Raw genomic sequence first — 17,045 nt, 5'->3', positions numbered from 1 at the left:
CCAGGCGGGCCCATGAGCGCGCGGATCCTGATCTGCGGGGACATCGCGCCCCCGCCTGCCACCGTGGACGCCCTCTGCCACGCACCGCTGGAGCGGCTGGCGCCCGGGCACGCGGAGCTGTTCCGCTCCGCCGACCTAGTGCTGGCCAACCTGGAAGCCCCCCTCAGCCCGCCCGGGAGCGGCAGCCGCAAGAGCGGGCCCGTCCTGCAGCTGCCCGCGGAGGTGACGGCAGGCCTGCGCGAGCTGCGGATCCAGGCCCTGGGCCTGGCCAACAACCACAGCATGGATCACGGCCCGGCCGGCTTGGAGCGGACCCGGGCCGCCCTGGACCAGGCGGGGATCCGCCACTGCGGCGCCGGTGCGACTCTGGCGGAGGCCAGCCGTCCGCTGCTGCTGGAGGCCGGCGGACGGCGCGTCGGCCTGTTGGCGGTGGGGGCCCAGGAGTTCGGCGTGGCGCGCCCCGACCGGCCCGGGATGTGCCCGCTGGATCCCGTCCACGCGCTGCCCGCGCTGCAGGGTCTGGTGCGGCAGTGCGAGTTCCCCATCGTGCTGGTCCACGCTGGCAACGAGGGCCACGCCTACCCCAATCCCTGGCTGCAGGCCTACTGCCGCCTGTTGGTGGACACGGGCGCGCGCGTGGTGGTCTGCCAGCATTCGCACCGGACAGGCTGCCTGGAGTCCCACGGGGAGGGGACCATCCTCTACGGCCAGGGCAATTTCCTGATGGACCTGCCGATCCCCACCCCCGACTACTACCGCGAGGGCCTCCTGTTGGAGATCAACCTGCCGGAGTCCGGCCCGGGCCACGAGGTCCGCGTGCACGCCTTCCGGCAGCGCCCGGAGCAGGGCGACCTGGCGCGGCTGGAGCCCGCCCGCGAGGCGCAGTTCCTGGCCGAGTTCCGTCAGCGCAGCGCCGAGCTGGCCGATCCCCAGCGCGTGCACGAGCACTGGCTGGCCTTCTGCAGCGCCCGCGCCCGGACCTACAAGGCCCAGCTCAGCGTGGCCAACCGGGTGCTGCTGAAAGCGCTGGTCGGCCTGGGGCTGGCGGATCTGCTGCTGCCCGAATCCCGCCGGCTGCTGCTGCAGAACCTGATCCGCTGCCAGGACCACCGCGAAGCCCTGTTGACCATCCTGGAAGAGCGGCTGTGAACCCGCTGGTCCTGCTCCTGCTGCCGCACTTCCTGCCCGGCAGCCGCTACGGCGGACCCGTGCGCACCATCGCCAACCTGCTGACGCAGCTGGACGGACGCTACCGCTTCCACCTGCTGACCAGCGACCGCGAGTTCCACGACCAGCGGCCCTACGACCTGCCGGCCAACCGCTGGCTGCCCTGGCAGGGTCAGACCCGCGTGCGCTACGCCGATCCGCGCCACCTGGGTCCGCGGGACCTGCGCGAGCTGGGCCGCGAGCTGCGCCCGGACGTGGTCTACCTGAACAGCTTCTTCCACCCGCGCTTCTCGCTTTTGCCCTACGCGCTCTGGCGCCGCGGAGCCTTCGGAGCCGCCGGCCTGGTGCTGGCCCCGCGTGGGGAGTTCGCCCCCGGCGCCCTGGCGCAGAAGGCCCTCAAGAAGCGCCTGCTACTGGGCGCCGCCCGCCTGGCGGGACGGTACCGCGAGCCTCTCTGGCAGGCCTCGAGCCCCTTCGAGGCGCAGGACATCCAGCGGGTCTGGCCTGGCGCGCGCCTGCAGATCGCCCGCAATCTGGGAACGACGCCGGCGGATCTCCCCGCCCGGGAGCGCGGCAAGCGGGCGGGCGAGCTGCGCCTGCTCTTCGTGGGCCGGGTTTCGCGGATGAAGAACCTGGACTTCCTGCTGGAGCGCCTGACGGACCTGCCCGGCCGGGTGGAGCTGCAGGTGGCCGGTCCCGCGGAGGACGCCGGCTACTTGGAGCTCTGCCGCGCCGTCGCCGCCCGCCTGCCGGCTAGCGTGCAGGTGCGCTTCCTGGGCGCCGTGGAACCGGCGGCCGTGCCCGGCCTGCTGCGCAACGCCGATCTGCTCTTCCAGCCCAGCCTGGGGGAGAACTTCGGCCACGCCATCCTGGAGGCCCTGGCCCACGGCCTGCCGGCCCTGATCAGCGACCGCACGCCCTGGCGCGGCCTGAGCGCCGCCCAGGCCGGCTGGGACCTGCCGCTGGAGGATCCCGCCGCCTTCCGGACGGCGCTGCTGGAGGCCCTGGCGCTGGACGAGCCCGCCTGGCAGAGCTGGTCGCACGGGGCACGCGAGCTGGGGCTGCGCAGCCTGGGCGATCCGGAGCCCGTGCTCCAGCACGAGGAGCTGTTCCGCCGGGCGATGGCCGACCACCGCTGGCGAGGCCGGGCATGAGCCGCCTGCTGGCCGCCCTGCGCCGCGAGAGTCTGCCCGAGATCGCGCAGACCCTGCTGGTCCACAAACTCTGGCGACCGTGGCAGCGCCGGCGCTGGGTGGCGCGCTGCCGGGCCGCCGAGGCGGCCCAGCCGCTGGACCTGTCGGAGCGCAGCTGGCAGTGGGCGGCCCCCGCCGGAATTCCGCCGGACTGGTATTCGCCCCACTTCTACTTGAGCGCCGCCGACCAGGAGGAGGCCGCCCGCGCCACGGCCTCCCCAGCAGCGGACCAAGCGCTCCACCAGCGCTGCGAGGAGATCGCCCGGGGCGACTTCCGCTGGCTGCTGGCCAACACGCCGGACCTGGGCCCCGTCCCCGACTGGCACGCCCTGCTGGACCGGCCGGGTGCCTGGCCCGATCGGCCCTCCCACGAGCTGGACTACATGAGCGAGGCGCGCCCGGGGGACATCCGGCGCTGCTGGGAGCTGAGCCGCCACCAGTACTTCCTGGTGCTGGGCCGGGGCTGGCGCCGGGAACGCGATCCGCGCTGGGCCGAGTGCTTCGCCCGGCACCTGGAGGACTGGATCCGCCGCAATCCGCCCGGGCGGGGACCACACTGGTTGCAGGCCCAGGAGGTCGCGCTGCGCGCCATCAGCTGGTGCTGGGCCTGGCACCTCTTCCACGACGCGCCGGCCTTCACGCCCGAGCTGCGCCAGCTCATGCTGCGCGCGCTCTCCTGGCACTTCCGCTACCTGGAGCGCGAGGTCTGCGCTTTCGGCAAGTGGACGCACAACCACCTGATCTCCGAACTGTGCGGCCTGCACCTACTGGGCGAGTTCTTCCCCCAGCTGCGGGGCGCCGCCCGTCTGGCCGCCTGGTCGCGCCGCCTGCTGCTGCGCGAGGCGGAGAAGCAGATCTGGCCGGACGGGCTGGCGGGCGAGCTCTCCACGGCTTACATGGGCTTCGTGCTGGACAACCTGGTCTCCGTGCTGGCCTGCCGGCGCGAGCGCTGGCGCGGCACGGTGCTGGAGCAGCGCGTGGCCGCGATGGGCGACGCGGCGGCCTGGCTGACCCGACCCGACGGCTGCCTGCCGCTGGTGGGGGATTCGGACAGCGGCCGCGGCTGGCTGCTGCAGGAGGAGCTGACGGACCGCCGGGGCTACGGACAGCTGCCCGCCCTCGTGGCGGGACAGCCCCAGGCCGCCTGGCTGCCCCGCCGGCCGGCGCCCGAGTGGCACTGGTTGCTGGGTCCGCGCCTGGCCGAGGCCGCGGCCGCCTGGAGTCCGCCCGCAGGGGGCCGAACCTTCCATGAGGGCGGCAGCTGGTGCTGGCGCCAGCACGCCGGATCCGATGCCCATTGGCTGCTGCTGCGGGGCGGCGCCGTCCGTCCGCGTCGCTGGATTCCCCAGGGTCACCAGCACGCGGACGCCCTGGCGCTGGAATTGTCCTGGCAGGGCCGGCCGCTTTTCGTGGATCCCGGCACCTACGCCTACGGGCTGGAGACGGCCCGGCGCCAGCTCTTCCGCAGCAGTCGCGTGCACAGCACGCTTTGGGTGGAGGGCGCCGGCTCCTGCGAGTTCCGTGGGCAGCGCTTCGGCGCCTGGAACGTGGCCGCCAGCCGCTGGGACGAGCTCGCCGCTTCCGGGACGGAGCCGGGCGCGGGCCTGAGCGTGAGCTACGGCGGCGTGACCCACCGGCGCCGCGTGCGCGTCCAGGACCCGGGGCTGTGGATCGAGGATTGGGTGACGCGTCCGGCGGGACGCCCGGCCGGACTGGCCTTCCAACTGGCCCCGGGGCTCGAGGCTCAGCCGACGGAGCGGGGCTGGTGGCTGCCCGGCCCGGGACTGCGGCTGGATGTGGAGCTGGCGGACGGCGCCCGGCCCGAGCTGCGAATCGAGCCCGGGCTGGTCTCGCGGCGCTACGCCGAGGTCGAAGAGGCTCCCCGCCTGCGCATCCTGCTGCCGGCCCAGGCGAGCTGCCGGGTCACCCTGCGCCTGGGCCCGGCCGACAAGGCGGAGGACTGAGCGTGCGCCTGCTCTATCGATTCTCGGGACCGGTCACCAACAAGGTCATCCACTCCCAGGTGGTGGGCACCTTGGCGGCCCTGCAGCGCGAAGGCATCCCCGTTGACCTGGCGGGCTGGAGCGGGCTGGGCCACGCCCTGGCGCACCGCGCCGCCTACCGGGAGGCGGAGGCCGCCCTGCGTCGCCAGCTGCCCGCGCGTTTCCACCGGACCATCGACCGGCTGCCGGGCCTGGACCGCTTTCTCAAACGGCGCGAACTCAGCCAGGCCATTGCCCGGGCGGGAGGGGAGCACGTGGTGCTGCAGACCCGCTCCCACGACCTGGCCTTCCTGATGGCCGACCTGCGGCAGGCCCGGCCTGCGCTGCGCTTCGTGTATGAAGTGCGCGGCGACTTCCGGGCGGAAGCCGAATCCCAGCGGGGTCCCGGCCCCCACCCCGGGCTCGAGCGCTTCGAGGAGGCGATGGGGCGGGCCCTGCGGCGCGCCGATCTCGTGCTCTGCGTCTCCCAGGTGCTGGCCGAGCGCATGCTCCAGCGGCACGACCTGGAGGCCGGGCGCCTGTTCGTGATGCCCTGCACGGCCGACGAGGAGCGCTTCCGGCCGGACGCCGGGCTGCGCCGGCAGCGGCGGGCGGAACTGGGACTGGCGGAGGAGGACCTGCTGCTGGTCTATTCGGGCAGCCTGGTCAAGGGCTGGGACGTGCCGGAGCGGATCCGCGAGTTCCTGCAGGCCCAGTTGCCGGCCCAGGCCGGGCTCCACGTCCTGCTGCTCAGCCCCGACACCGAACAAGCGCAGGCCCTGGTCGCGCAGCTGCCCGCGGGCCGCGCGCACCATCGCAGCGTGGACCACTGGAGCATGCAGTCCTGGCTCTGCGCCGGGGACGCGGGCCTGCTGCTGCGTGCGGCCCACCCGCTGAACGAGGCGGCTTCCCCCACCAAGGCGGCGGAGTTCCTGCTCTGCGGTCTGCCCCTGCTGATCAGTCCGGGGGTGGGGGATTACTCCGCCTGGGTGGCTGAAAATGGGCTGGGCCTGCTCATCGACCCTGATCCGCGACGAGGGGTGGACTGGCCGGCCGTCCGGGCGCTGGACCCGCGGGAGATCCGCCGCCAGGCCCTGGAGCGGGTGGCGCGCTCCACGCACGTTCGCCGGCTGGCGGAGCGGCTGCGGGCCCTCTGAGGGCGGCCGCGTCCCGGGCCTCCACTTCCTGCAGGCGCGGCAGGATCCAGAGCACGGCCACCACCACCCAGAACAGGCTGTGGATGTAGATCGAGTTGTTGTGCGTCAGGCGCCCGCCGCCGAAGAACAGCACGAACTGGTAGTAGAAGACCCCCGCCAGCAGGCCGAAATTCAGCCGCCGCATGGCCGGATCCAGCAAGCGCCGGGCATTGCGCAGGCCGCGCGCGAAGATCGTGCCCACGATTCCCAGATAAGCCGCCAGCCCCACCAGCCCCTGCTCGGCCAGGGTAGTGACGTAGTAGTTGTGCGGCGTGATGGCCTGGGCCCGCGTGTGCATGGCCGCGGGCAGGTACTGCAGCGGCCCGATGCCGAACAGCGGCCGCTCCTTGAACAGGTCCAGGGCGAAGCTCCACATGACGAAGCGCTTCTGGGCCGACCCGTCGATCATGATCGATTCGTCCAGCAGAATGCGCCGGTTCAGGTACTCCACGATGTTGTTGTGCAGGAAGAACACGGCGATGAACAGCACGGCGAGCTTCATCCAGAGCTTCACGTTGCGCGTGCGGCGGAACACCAGGAAGATCAGGAAGACCAGGGCCGCCCCCAGCAGGGCCGCGCGGTGCTCCGTGGCGATGATGAAGTAGGTCGAGAGCAGGATGATCGAGTAGTAGAGCAGGTTGTCGCGCCGGAAGGCCCGGCCGTGGATCAGCACCACGGCCACGGGCATCAGCAGCAGGAAGATCCGGTTCCCCACCTCCGAATTGACGAAGCCCGCCCCCACCAGGAAGCGCCGCACGCCGCCGCTCAGGCGGGTCTGGGCCGAGAGGACCTCGCCCACGTCCAGCCCGATGGTCTGGTCCAGCACGAAGACCCAGGCCAGGGAGAGCACGGCGAAGGCGAGCAGCGAATACAACAGGGCGTGGAGCAGCGCGTCCAGGTCGCGGCGGTCGCGGATCACGCTCCAGGTCATGATCAGCAGGCTGAAGGGCAGCAGGATCTCCTGGACCAGGGACCAGGCCACGGGCAGGTTGAGGGTCCGGTTGACCAGGGCCGAGATCAGCGCGCCCAGGAAACTCAGCAGGACGAGGGTGAAGAGGGTGGACTCCCGGTAGCCGCGGATCCGGCGCGCGTGCCACAGGTAGACACAGAGCAGCAGCGCCAACAGGGTCTCGATGTAGAATTCCATTCCCAGCACGTCCAGTTCCACGCGGCGGTGCAGGGTGCTGATCAACGGCAGGGAGACGATGAAGACGTAGAACAGGGTGCGGTGCCGGTTGCGGGCCAGCAGGAACAGCACGTAGACGGCCATGCCCAGGGCCCCCAGCAGGGGGACCAGGGCGTAGACCTTCTCCTCCCCGGTCAGCAGGTACTCGGAGAGGCGGATCAACAGGGGCAGGCCCAGCGCCATGGCCAGCAGCAGCCCGCCCGCGAGCAGGAGGATCGACAACACGCGGCCCATCACTTCGCTCCGTTGAGTTGCAGCGTCCAGCCCAGCCGGCCCTGCACGGTCCAGCCCGGCTCCGCGGTGCGGCGCGTGGCGGCCAGCGCCAGGGCCAGGGCCGGTCCCAGGCGCAGCTGGCCCGAGGCCGAGTAGACCCAGCTGCGCGTGACGGCAGGCAGCGGCCAGTCGGCGTCCTTGGTGTCCTCCGCCGCCCACTCGGTTGTGGGTGTGATGGCGCCTTTGACCAGGCGGCCGACGGTGAGGGAGAGCAGGCCCTGCCGGCCGCCGGCCTTGATCCACTGCAGCTGGACGTGCTGCTCGTGGAGATCCCCGCCCTCTTCGTTGCCGATCACGTGGCCCTTCTCCAGGAAGCTCGTCTCCAGCCCGCGGTGCACGTAGGTCCAATGCGAGAGCGCGCTGCCCTCCCAGCGCAGGCGCAGCACGCCGTCCGCCGTCAGCCGGCGGCGCAGGTCGAAGCCCAGGGTCAGGCCCAGCGCGTCGTCGAGGTTCCGGCGATCCGCTCCATCGATCTGGAACTCGTCCACCAGCAGCTCGCCGTAGCTGCCCAGGCGCGTGCGCTCGCCCAGCGGCAGCCAACCGTCCCAGGTGGCGAAGAGCGAGCTGTTGTCCTGGTCCGCGTCCTGCTCGTGCTCGACCTCCGAGTAGCCTTCGAAGTTCTCCAGGAAGAAGGGCACCAGCGGATTGAGGAAGCTCCAGTCGAAGCCGCGCTGGATTCCCGTGAAGATGACCTGGTCGCCGCAGGTAAGGGTCAGGCGGCGCGAGCCCGCCGGGCGCCAGACCACCCGGTGCCGGGCATACCAGCGGCGCAGCTCGCGATCCTCCGTGGAGCCCAGTTGGGCGCCGTCCAGCTCCAGGCTCAGGTGTTCGTCGCGCGTGTGCAGGCGCAGGCGGAACATGTCCACCGGCGGCACGTGCACGGGCCAGCCCAACTCGCTGATGCGGTCCTGCCCGGCGGCCAGGCTGCGGCGCCCCCACTCGAGTTGCAGGTTCTCCTGCTCCCAGCTCAGGGTGGCGTGGGCCACGCGCCCGGTCCAGCCGCCGCGCCGCGTGTGCGTCCCCAGCAGGCTCTCGCCGTCCTCGTCGCTGCCGCCCATGACCCAGAGGCGGGCCCAGAGCTGCCGGGCCAGTCTCCACTCTCCGCCCCCCTCCAGCCAGAGCCCGGGCGCGGCCAACCCGGCGCGCAGTTCCAGCACGGCCGTGTCCGCCGGGACCGGCTGGGTCAGCGCGTCCACCCCGGCCTCCGCCAGCCGCAGGCGCACGGTGTCGCGAAAGGGATCGCCGGGCAGGAGCAGGTCCATCGCCGGCAGGCGGCCGGCCAGCAGGAGCCCCGTCGTCCAGAGGAGCAGGCGGCCGCCCCTCATCGCAGCACGCCCACCAGCAGCAGCAACACGAGCGAGCCCACCGCCAGGGCGTGCAGGTGGTTCTCCTGCTGGGGAATCAGACTGGAGAACACCTGGTAGAACAGGAAGAAGGAAAGCATCTCCACGCCCAGCAGATCCGTGGAGAACGTGGCCTTCAGCTCCACGGGAAGGAAGAAGAGCAGGATGGCGCCGAAGACCAGGAAATACTCAATCGGATTGGTGATCAAGACGATTCGCCGGAAGTAGAGCAGGAACAGCAGGACGCTGATCAAGGTCAGGACCAGACCAAGGCCCAGCCAGGCCCGGGCCAGGGGCTGGTCCAGCGAATAGATGCCGAAGCCGTTCTGGTGCAGGATGAAGAAGTGCGTGGCCACGATCAGGGTCACGGTGATGGAGATGCGCGACTGGCGCGCGAAGCGCAGGCGCAGCCAGGACCAGAGCGCGTAGCCCAGGCTGAGGGCCGCGGGCAGGATGCCGTACTTGAGCGACACGCCCTTCACCAGGCAGAGCTCCAGCCCGAACAGGACCAGGATGGCCGTCAGGGCCAGCCCGGTCAGCAGACGACGGGGCAGCGGGCGGGCGAAGCCGGGGTCCGCGGCGCTCAGCATGGCCTTGCCGCGCCGCTCCAGCAGCCGGCGAATCAGGAAGATGCCCAGCAGTTGGAGGATCAAGCCCACGCCCAGCCAGCGCAGCTTGAGCGGACTGAGCACAAGCATGGGCACGAGCCCCATGAAACTGGCCAGCATGTACTCCAGGTAGACCGTGCTGTCGTGGCGCAGCCCGAGGCCCACCAGCGCGTGGTGCAGGTGGCCACGGTCCGCCTGGAAGGGCGATTGGCCGCGCAGCAGGCGGCGGATCAGCACCTGCAGCGTGTCCAGCAGGGGAATGGCGAAGAAACAGAGACCCGTCCAGAGCGGCAGCCGTCCGCCTTTGAGATTGAGCAGGAACACGGCGGCCAGCACGAAGCCCAGCAGGTAGGAGCCTGTGTCTCCCATGAAAATGGTGGCCGGCCAGGTGTTGACACGCAGGAAGCCCACCACGCTGGCGATCAGGGCGGTGAGCACGGCCACGGTCATCCACTCCCCGCCGTGGATCAGGTACATGCCCATGGAGAGGCCGCCGATGACCACCAGGCCGCCGGCCAGACCGTCCAGTCCATCCTGCAAGTTGATAGCGTTGATCAGGAGGACCATCATGAAGGCGGCCGCGGGCCAGCCGAGCCAGGGGTTCTGGCCGAGCAGGGGCAGGCTGATCTCGGGTTGGGCGATGGCCAAAAAGAGCCCGGCGGTGAGCCACTGCAGGATGAACTTGGTCCAGGCCCCCAGCCCCAGCAGGTCGTCGGTCAGCCCCATGGCCGCGATGACCATGGACCCGGCCAGGATGGAGCGGACTTCCCGGGTCAGGGGGATGAAGATCAGCGAGGTCAGCAGAAAGGTGAAGACGATGAGCACGCCGCCGATGCGCGGCACGGGGACGGTGTGGACCTTGCGGGCGCCGGGCAGGTCGACGGCGCCGATGTGCAGGGCCAGCCGTTGCAGCAGGGGCATGAGCAGGATCATCAGGCTCAGCGCGAAGACGCTGACGAGCAAATAGGTCACGCTTCCTCCATCCCGTGCTCGTCTTCAGGCCCCCAGGCGCTCCCGGAGCAGGCCCGCCACGTGGGTGGCGATGGCCGGCGCGCTGGTCAGCCCCGGCGACTCCAGCCCCAACAAGGTAACAAGGCCCTCCAGTCCCGGCCCGCTTTCCGCGCGGATGACGAAGTCGCGGGCCGGGCGCAGGCGCGGACGCAGGCCCACCCCGGCCGGCTCCAGGTCCGCGGCCCTCACCCCCGGCAGGTACCGGGCCAGGCCGCGGGCGAACTCGTCACGCAGGCTCAGATCCTGCCGGTAGTCCTCGCGCCGGCTCTCCGGGGGATCCGGCCAGGCGGCGGAAGGGCCGAAGCGCACGGCGCCGGCCAGATCGACGGTGACGTGGATCCCCAGATGCCCCTCGCCCGCGCGGGGCGGGACGGGGTAGACCAGGTGCCGCAGCGGCGGGCCGGCACCCGGCCGAGGCGCAAAGTACTCGCCGCGACTCCAATGTTGGCGCAGGCCCTGGCCTTCCACGTCCACGCCGGCCAGGGCGGCGATCTGGTCGGCCTGCAGGCCGGCGGCGTTCAGCACCAGCCGGGCGCTGACGGTCTGGCGCGGTCCGGCGGCGGGCGTCCGGCGGGGCAGCGGGCCGGGCGGGTCCTCCCAGCCGTCGGGCGGCGGACCCTCCTCCACCTCCACTTCCCAACCGCCGGGGACGGGGGCCAGTCCCACCACACGCGAACGCAGCGCCAGCTGGGCGCCGCCGGCCTGGGCCCGCTCCCAGAGGAAGCGCAGGAAGCCGTGGCTGTCCAGGATGCCCGTCGAGGGACTCCAGAGCGCGGCCACCGCCTGGACCGCGGGCTCCGCCTCCCGTAGCTCGTCCAGCGACACGGCGCGCAGACCCTCCACGCCGTTGGCCCGACCCGTCTCCAGCAAGGCCGTCAGCTCAGGCCGCTCGTCATCCGTCGTGGCCACGATGAACTTGCCCACGGGGCGGTAGGCGAAGCGGCCCTCCGCCGCCCAGGCCTCGATGCGCCGCCGGCCCGCCACGCACAGGCGAGCCTTCAGGCTGCCCGGCGCGTAGTAGATGCCACCGTGCACGACCTCGGAGTTGCGGCTGGAAATGCCCCGGCCCCAGTGGTCCTCGCGCTCGAGAAGCAGCAGCTCGCCCGTCGGGGCCAGCTCCGCGGCCAGGGCCAGGCCCACGGCGCCGGCACCGATGACGATGATATCGAAGTCCATGTCCGCCCACCTGCTTGGCTTGCCGACTGAAGGTAGCACGCCGTCGCGCCGCCGGGAAGCGACCGGGCCGACGCGCGCGGGTGGAGGGCGCAGATTGGCGCCGTTCGGGGTGGGGTCGGCGGAACTGGACAGCGGGTCGGACTCAAGCAGCGGTGGGGCGCGGGTGTCCTGGTGGCTGGACACAGGCTGTTCCGTTTCGTGATTCTGCCGAGTTTTCCCTCCCGCCACCCCCCACCCACCCGGGGCACTCGGGGGAAACCAAATAGATCCCCGTATGCGCATGGATGTGCGGGTAGACAGAATTTTCCGTTCCGGCGACCCTTCAAGCAATGGGATTTCTTTCCGAATTGGGCTTCCCTGTCAAGCTCTGGAACGCAATCTTAGGAGCCGCGAACTTGATCCATCCGCGCTGAATCAAAACATTGCGCCGAGCGGTGAGGGAGATCCCATGCGACAGAAGACCGGAGACAAGCACAGCGCCATCCTGCAGGCGGCGGTACAGGTCTTCGCGGACCAGGGTTTCGCCGAGGCCAAGGTGGCGCGGATCGCCCGGGTGGCTGGCGTGGCCACGGGCAGCGTGTACAATTACTTCGAGAGCAAGGAGGACCTGCTCCACTCCATCTTTCGCGACATGTGGAGCCGCATCCTGGCGGCCCTGAACGAACTGGCCGCCCAGGAGGAGATCCCTTCCGCTGAGCGGCTGGAGCGCATGGTGGACGCGGTCTTCGACCGCTTCAGCGCGGACAGCAACCTGGCCCGCGTGTTCGTCAACGAACAAAGCTTCTGGATGCACAAGTGGGAAGGCGACCTGTCGGACCTGTTCCAGCGCTTCATGGATCTGCTGGAGCAAACCCTGCACGACGCCGGCCTCAAGCCCGGGATGGACCCGCGCATTCAGCGCTACCTGGTCTTCGGCGCCGTGCGCCAGCTCATCCACCAGTGGGCCGACCCCAAGTGCCCGTTCTCCCGGGACGCTGCCCACAGCCAGATCCTGCTCCTGCTGCGCTCGCTGACCACGGCGGGCTGAGACCCGTCCGGGACCCGCCGCTCAGATCCCACACACATGAGAAAGGGGCCTTACGGCCCCTGTTGACTTGCCAGTTTGTGGAGTGTGCGCCCGGCGCGACAAGGGCCCTCAGCGCGGCAGGCGCGCTCAGCGCGGGAGGAAACCCACCTTGCGCTGGACCTTGTCCAACATGCGGCGGGCCCGCCAGCGGGCCTTTTCCGCGCCCTGTTTGAGCAGCGCCTCGAGCTGCGCCTTGTCGCCCAGCAGTTCGCGCGTGCGCTGCTGGATGGGACTCAGGTAGGCCACCAGAGCCTCGCCCAACTCCTCTTTGAAGGCGCCGTAGCCCTTGCCCGCGAAGCGCTGCTCCAGGCTGGCAAACTCCTCCCCCGTGACCGCCTTGAACAGCGTCATCAGATTGCTCACGCCCGGGCGGCCCTCGGGATCATAGCTGATGCTGTCGCCGGAATCCGTCACCGCGCGACGGATCTTGGCCCTGATCTCCGCCGGCGGATCCAGCAGGAAGAGCACGCCGTTGGGGTCGGTGTCCGACTTGGACATCTTGGCCGTGGGCTCCTGCAGGCTCATGACCCGCGCGCCCTCGGAGCGCGGCGGGATCCAGGGCTCGGGCAGCGTGAAGGTCTCGCTGTAGAGATGGTTGAAGCGCCCGGCCAGGTCGCGGGCCAGCTCCAGGTGCTGCTTCTGATCTTCGCCCACGGGCACCTTGTCGGCGTTGTAGAGCAGGATGTCCGCGGCCATCAGCACGGGATAGTTGAGCAAGCCCGCGTTCAAGTTCTTCTCGTGTTTGAGGGACTTGTCCTTGAACTGGGTCATGCGCTGCAGCTGGCCCAGCGGGGCGATGCAGTTGAGGATCCAGGCCAGCTCCGAGTGCTCGGGCACGTGGCTCTGGATGAAGACCGTGTGGCGCTCCGGGTCGATGCCCGCCGCCAGATAGAGGGCCAGCGACTCCAGCGTGTTGCGCCGCAGGTCCGCGGGTTTCTGCCAGACCGTGATGGCGTGCAGGTCCACCAGCATGTAGAAGCAGTCGTGGTCCTCCTGCATGCGCACCCAGTTGCGCATGGCGCCCAGGTAATTGCCGAACATCAGTTTTCCGCTGGGCTGGATGCCCGAGAGGATCACCGGGCGGCGGGCTTCGCCAGTCGTCTCAGTTGCCACAGATTGTCCTTTCTCCCAGTTGTCATCCGGTTGGGGTCAGGGCCTGGTCGGCGGTTGCCGCCGCCCGCTCCTCAGGCTCCGGCGGCGCGCCGCAGGATCTCGACCAGCGCCGGCTCCGAGTACAGGGCCATGCCCCAGGCGCGGGCCGTGCGCGCGGCGTTGGCTGCGATGGCGGGGTGGAGCGCCGGATCCACGCCGGCCTCCGTCAGGCTGGCCGGGGCGCCCACGGAGCGGTACCAGGACTCCAGGGCGCCGATGGTCGCGGCGGGTCCGCCCCCCGTCAGGCCGAACACGCGCTCGCCCAGCCGGGTGACCCGGGACTGGATCGTCTCGGCGTCCACCTGCTCCAGGCGCCAGCGCAGCCAGCCGGGGGTCAGCGCGGATAGCCCCGCGCCGTGGGCGATGTCCGTCAGCGCGGAAACGCTGTGCTCGATCAGGTGCAGGGGCCAGAGGGTGGCGCCGATTCCCACGCTGGTGACGCCGTTCAGGGCCAGGGTGGCCGTCCACATCATGTCCGCCCGGGCCTCGAGGTCGCGCAGATCCGCGCGCAGGCGCGCGCCGCTGTCCAGCAGGCAGCGGAACAGCGCCTCCTTCAGCTCCAGCTGGACCACGGGACGTGGATCCGTGCCGCTCAGGTAGGGTTCCAGCAGGTGGGCGAAGGCGTCGGCCAGGCCGTTGGCCGTCTGGTCGGCGGGCACGTCGAGGGTCAGGGCGGGGTCCAGCAGGCTGACCCGCGGGAAGCAGTGCGGCGACGAGAAGGGCAGCTTCTCCCGGGTTTCCTCGCGGGTGACCACGCCGCCGCCGTTCATCTCGCTGCCCGTGGCGGCCAGGGTCAGCACGGCCACCAGGGGCAGGGCGGCCTGCACCTGGGCCTGGCCGCAGAAGAAGTCCCAGACGTCGTGCCCGGCGCAGGCACCTGCCGCCACAGCCTTGGCGCTGTCCAGCACGCTGCCGCCGCCCACGGCCACCACCAGCTCGACGCCCTCGGCACGGGCCAATTCAATGCCCGCCCGCACGTGGCTGAGCACGGGGTTGGGGCGCACGCCCTCGTGCAGCACGACGCGCAGGCCGGCGGCCTCCAGCGAGCTTCGCACCCGCTCCAGCAGTCCACTGCGTCGCGCGCTGCCCTGGCCGGCCAGCAACAGGGCCGTGCGTCCCAGACCGGCGCAGGCCGGGCCGACCTTGTCCGCGGCCCCGGCGCCGAACTCGATCCGGGTGGGATTGTGGAACATGAAGGGTTGCATCTCAGGGCCTCCCGCCCAGTTTGTGTTGGTCAAAGGTGAGGGTGATGGTGCCCTGGCCCTCGCGCGGCGTCTCCCGCCGGCGCAGGGTGCCGCGCATGCGTTCGTAGAAGCGCTGGGCCTCGGGCGAAAAAGCCATGCGCACGTGGACGGCCGCCGGCAGCCAGACCCCGCGGGCGGCCTGCAGCCAGTCGGTGTCCAGCCGCACGGCCTCCAAGGTATCGTGCCAAGTGGAGACCCGCGTCACCACCCAGCGCAGGGTGTCCAGCCGGTACTCCATCCGCGCCAGCAGCCCCTCCTCGCGGAAGACGCCCTCGACGCGCACGCTGCCGGTGGGATCGCCCCGCCGGGCGGGGGCCAGCCGCGGTTCGGAGAGGCCGGCGAACAGGCTGTCCGCCGTCCACATGAAAGCCCGCCGCGGCAGCAGGGCGAAGCCCCGCGACTCGAAGGCGAAACTGTCCGGCGCCGTGAAGCGCAGGTCCACCTTCTTGCCCTTGACGCGCAACCCCGGCAGTTCGATGTCCACCGTGATCCGGGCCGTCCAGGAGGGCGCCGCGGCCTGCTGGCGCTTCATCCGGGCGATGAGCCGGGCGACGGGATCGGGCCGGGCGGCGGACTGGGCCAGCTGGGCGCCCAGCAACAGGAAAAGCAGCAGTGCGAAGAACCAGGACGCGCGTCCGCGGCGGAGAAGTCGATTCACGAGAGGATGTCCTTTCGCAGGAAAGTCCAGAGCGCGGCCCCGCTGAACAGGCCGGTCCAGGTGCCCAGCACGGCCAGGCTCCGGCGAATGGCCGCCCAGGGCAGGGGGTCCTCCAGCGCCAGGCTCCAGATGTCGAAGTGCGAGGTGAAGAGCCAGGGCCGCAGGTCGTCGAACAGGTCCAGCGGGATGTTGGAGACGGCCAGCAGGACGATGAGAATGGCCATGCTGCCCACGATGGGCCCGATGGGATGTTCCACCAGCGTGCCCACCCAGAAGGCCAGGGCCGCCACCGAAACCATGGCCGCGCCGGCGCAGGCGTAGGCCAGGGCCAGCCGTGGCAGGGCCAGTTCCTCCCCCAGCAGCGTGATGCCGTCGGCGCCCACCAGCAGCACGTCGCCACTCCCCAGCCACCAGCGGCCCAGCCCCACCGAGAGCAGGGCCAGGAGCAGCACCAGGCTCAGGGCGTAGAGCTGGGCCACCACGTATTTGGCGACCACCACGCGCAGGCGGCCCGGCCGACGCGTGAGCCAGACGCGCCAGGTGCCGCGCACGGCCTCGCCGGAGAGAATGTCGCCGGCCACCAGGGTGATCAGGAAGGGAACGTGCACCCAGAGGAAGTTCATCACCATGACCGCCGCCGTGTGGCCGTTGATCACCTCGCCCACCACGAAGAACTGCTCCTCCAGGCCGCGGGTGAACTCCCGGCTGAGCTGCTGGCCGCCGGCGGCCAGCCCCCAGAGCACCAGGGGAATCACCACCACGAGGGCCGCGTAGCCGATCCCCGTCCGCCAGAGGCGCAGGGTCTTGCCCAGTTCGGCGCTGATCAGCGTCAACACAGCTCCTCCTCGCCGGCCACGGCCAGCAGCAGGTCCTCGAGGGAGTCCAGCGAGCGGAATTCGCGCAAGCCGATGTCCGCCCGCGCCAGCTCCGCCAGCACGCGCTCCGCCGGCAGGCCCGCCGCCCGGAAACTCAGCCGCGCGCCGTGCTCTTCCACCACCCGGCCCTCCTCCAGCCAGGGCCGCAACAGCTCGGCCGCCCGCGCCGGCTGGTCGCAGACCAATTCCCAGCGCCGGCCGCCGGCCTGCTCGAACAGGTCGCCCGGGGCGCCCTCGGCCACTTTGCGACCGCGGTGCAGCACCAGCAGCCGGTCCGCCAGCTGCTCCACCTCGGGCAGCAGGTGGCTGGAGAACAGCACGGCCATGCCCTGGTCGTGGGCCAGGTGGCGGATCCAGTCGCGCATCCGGCGCATGCCGCCGGGATCCAGCCCCGTCATGGGCTCGTCCAGCAGCAGCACGCGCGGCCGGTGCAGGATGGCCTGGGCCAGCCCCAGCCGCTGCTTCATGCCCTGGGAAAACACGCGGACGGGTTCGTCGGCCCGGCGGGCCAGCCCCACCAGCTGGAGGACCTCCTCCACCCGGGCCGGATCGTCCATGCCCTGCAGGCGGCCCAGCATGCGCAGGTTGCGCCGGGCGCTGAGCTGGGGATAGAGATCGGCGCGCTCGATCAGGGCGCCCACCTCGAGGAAGGCGCGGCGCCGGCCGCCGGGGAAGCGCTCGCCCAGCAGCTGGAACCCGCCCTCGTCCGGCCGCACCAGGCTGGTGAGGATCCGCAGGGTCGTGCTCTTGCCGGCGCCGTTGGGCCCCAGGAAGCCCAGCACTTCGCCGGCGTGCAGGCGGAAGTCCAGCGCGTCCAGCACCCGGCGCCGACCGTAGCTCTTGCCCAGTCCGCGCACGTCCAGCACCACCTCGGATTGCGACCCCACGGCGATTCCTCCTTTGCGATCAACGTAT

Annotated in this window: 13 protein-coding genes and 1 pseudogene; 5 read left to right on the top strand and 9 right to left on the bottom strand. The window is 71.2% G+C overall.

Annotation, left to right across the window (positions count from 1 at the left end; translation table 11 throughout):
* Nucleotides 1-12 precede the first annotated feature (12 nt).
* From WC326_00650 to WC326_00635, 4 genes and pseudogenes are all read left to right on the top strand, one after another.
* Nucleotides 13-1,149: a CapA family protein gene (locus tag WC326_00650; protein ID MFA7329556.1), complete on the top strand. Its 1,137-nt coding sequence runs from the start codon at nt 13-15 to the stop codon at nt 1,147-1,149.
* Nucleotides 1,146-2,321: a glycosyltransferase family 4 protein gene (locus tag WC326_00645; GenBank protein MFA7329555.1), complete on the top strand. Its 1,176-nt coding sequence runs from the start codon at nt 1,146-1,148 to the stop codon at nt 2,319-2,321. Before WC326_00650 ends, WC326_00645 begins: the two co-directional genes overlap by 4 nt.
* Complete coding sequence (locus tag WC326_00640) at nt 2,318-4,324, top strand: alginate lyase family protein (protein ID MFA7329554.1); 2,007 nt, start codon at nt 2,318-2,320, stop codon at nt 4,322-4,324. Before WC326_00645 ends, WC326_00640 begins: the two co-directional genes overlap by 4 nt.
* A 2-nt stretch (nt 4,325-4,326) precedes the next feature.
* Nucleotides 4,327-4,905: pseudogene (locus WC326_00635) on the top strand (glycosyltransferase).
* A gap of 451 nt (nt 4,906-5,356) precedes the next feature.
* Here WC326_00635 and WC326_00630 read toward each other — a convergent pair.
* Genes WC326_00630 through WC326_00615 form a run of 4 tightly spaced genes read right to left on the bottom strand, consistent with a single transcriptional unit; the run spans nt 5,357 to nt 11,135 of the window.
* Nucleotides 5,357-6,958 carry an O-antigen ligase family protein gene (locus tag WC326_00630; protein MFA7329553.1) on the bottom strand — a complete coding sequence of 534 codons (1,602 nt, stop codon included), beginning with the start codon at nt 6,956-6,958 and terminating at the stop codon, nt 5,357-5,359.
* Nucleotides 6,958-8,322: a hypothetical protein gene (locus tag WC326_00625; GenBank protein ID MFA7329552.1), complete on the bottom strand. Its 1,365-nt coding sequence runs from the start codon at nt 8,320-8,322 to the stop codon at nt 6,958-6,960. The genes WC326_00630 and WC326_00625 overlap by 1 nt, the downstream gene beginning before the upstream one ends.
* Complete coding sequence (locus WC326_00620; GenBank protein MFA7329551.1) at nt 8,319-9,920, bottom strand: MraY family glycosyltransferase; 1,602 nt, start codon at nt 9,918-9,920, stop codon at nt 8,319-8,321. The genes WC326_00625 and WC326_00620 overlap by 4 nt, the downstream gene beginning before the upstream one ends.
* A 24-nt stretch (nt 9,921-9,944) precedes the next feature.
* Nucleotides 9,945-11,135, bottom strand: a complete 1,191-nt coding sequence (locus WC326_00615) for an NAD(P)/FAD-dependent oxidoreductase (GenBank protein MFA7329550.1) — start codon at nt 11,133-11,135, stop codon at nt 9,945-9,947.
* 448 nt (nt 11,136-11,583) lie between these two features.
* On the opposite strand from WC326_00615, the gene WC326_00610 reads away from it, so the two are divergent.
* On the top strand, nt 11,584-12,162 hold the full coding sequence (locus WC326_00610) for a TetR/AcrR family transcriptional regulator (protein ID MFA7329549.1): 579 nt from the start codon (nt 11,584-11,586) through the stop codon (nt 12,160-12,162).
* A 126-nt stretch (nt 12,163-12,288) separates the two neighbouring features.
* Here WC326_00610 and trpS read toward each other — a convergent pair whose 3' ends face one another.
* The 5 genes from trpS to WC326_00585 all read right to left on the bottom strand — a co-directional run bounded on the left by trpS (nt 12,289) and on the right by WC326_00585 (nt 17,017).
* On the bottom strand, nt 12,289-13,314 hold the full coding sequence (trpS, locus tag WC326_00605; GenBank protein ID MFA7329548.1) for a tryptophan--tRNA ligase: 1,026 nt from the start codon (nt 13,312-13,314) through the stop codon (nt 12,289-12,291).
* Between the two features lie 71 nt (nt 13,315-13,385).
* On the bottom strand, nt 13,386-14,558 hold the full coding sequence (locus tag WC326_00600) for an iron-containing alcohol dehydrogenase (protein ID MFA7329547.1): 1,173 nt from the start codon (nt 14,556-14,558) through the stop codon (nt 13,386-13,388).
* 1 nt (nt 14,559) lies between these two features.
* A complete protein-coding gene (locus WC326_00595; protein MFA7329546.1) occupies nt 14,560-15,255 on the bottom strand; it encodes a hypothetical protein in 696 nt (231 codons plus the stop codon).
* Nucleotides 15,252-16,091 carry a hypothetical protein gene (locus WC326_00590; GenBank protein MFA7329545.1) on the bottom strand — a complete coding sequence of 280 codons (840 nt, stop codon included), beginning with the start codon at nt 16,089-16,091 and terminating at the stop codon, nt 15,252-15,254. Before WC326_00590 ends, WC326_00595 begins: the two co-directional genes overlap by 4 nt.
* Nucleotides 16,085-17,017, bottom strand: a complete 933-nt coding sequence (locus WC326_00585; protein ID MFA7329544.1) for an ABC transporter ATP-binding protein — start codon at nt 17,015-17,017, stop codon at nt 16,085-16,087. The genes WC326_00590 and WC326_00585 overlap by 7 nt, the downstream gene beginning before the upstream one ends.
* Nucleotides 17,018-17,045: the final 28 nt, after the last annotated feature.

The organism is Candidatus Delongbacteria bacterium (genome assembly GCA_041675285.1).
Lineage (GTDB): Bacteria > CAIWAD01 > CAIWAD01 > CAIWAD01 > CAIWAD01 > CAIWAD01.
The sequence above is the reverse complement of the archived record's forward strand: the minus strand, read 5'-3'. Positions and strand labels throughout refer to the sequence as shown.

Excerpts from the sequence above, each read along its gene's own strand:
- WC326_00625 (MFA7329552.1), bottom strand. The coding sequence starts at position 8,322 with ATGAGGGGCGGCCGCCTGCTCCTCTGGACGACGGGGCTCCTGCTGGCC.
- WC326_00630 (MFA7329553.1), bottom strand. The coding sequence starts at position 6,958 with ATGGGCCGCGTGTTGTCGATCCTCCTGCTCGCGGGCGGGCTGCTGCTG.
- WC326_00615 (MFA7329550.1), bottom strand. The coding sequence starts at position 11,135 with ATGGACTTCGATATCATCGTCATCGGTGCCGGCGCCGTGGGCCTGGCC.
- WC326_00610 (MFA7329549.1), top strand. The coding sequence starts at position 11,584 with ATGCGACAGAAGACCGGAGACAAGCACAGCGCCATCCTGCAGGCGGCG.
- WC326_00650 (MFA7329556.1), top strand. The coding sequence starts at position 13 with ATGAGCGCGCGGATCCTGATCTGCGGGGACATCGCGCCCCCGCCTGCC.
- WC326_00640 (MFA7329554.1), top strand. The coding sequence starts at position 2,318 with ATGAGCCGCCTGCTGGCCGCCCTGCGCCGCGAGAGTCTGCCCGAGATC.
- WC326_00600 (MFA7329547.1), bottom strand. The coding sequence starts at position 14,558 with ATGCAACCCTTCATGTTCCACAATCCCACCCGGATCGAGTTCGGCGCC.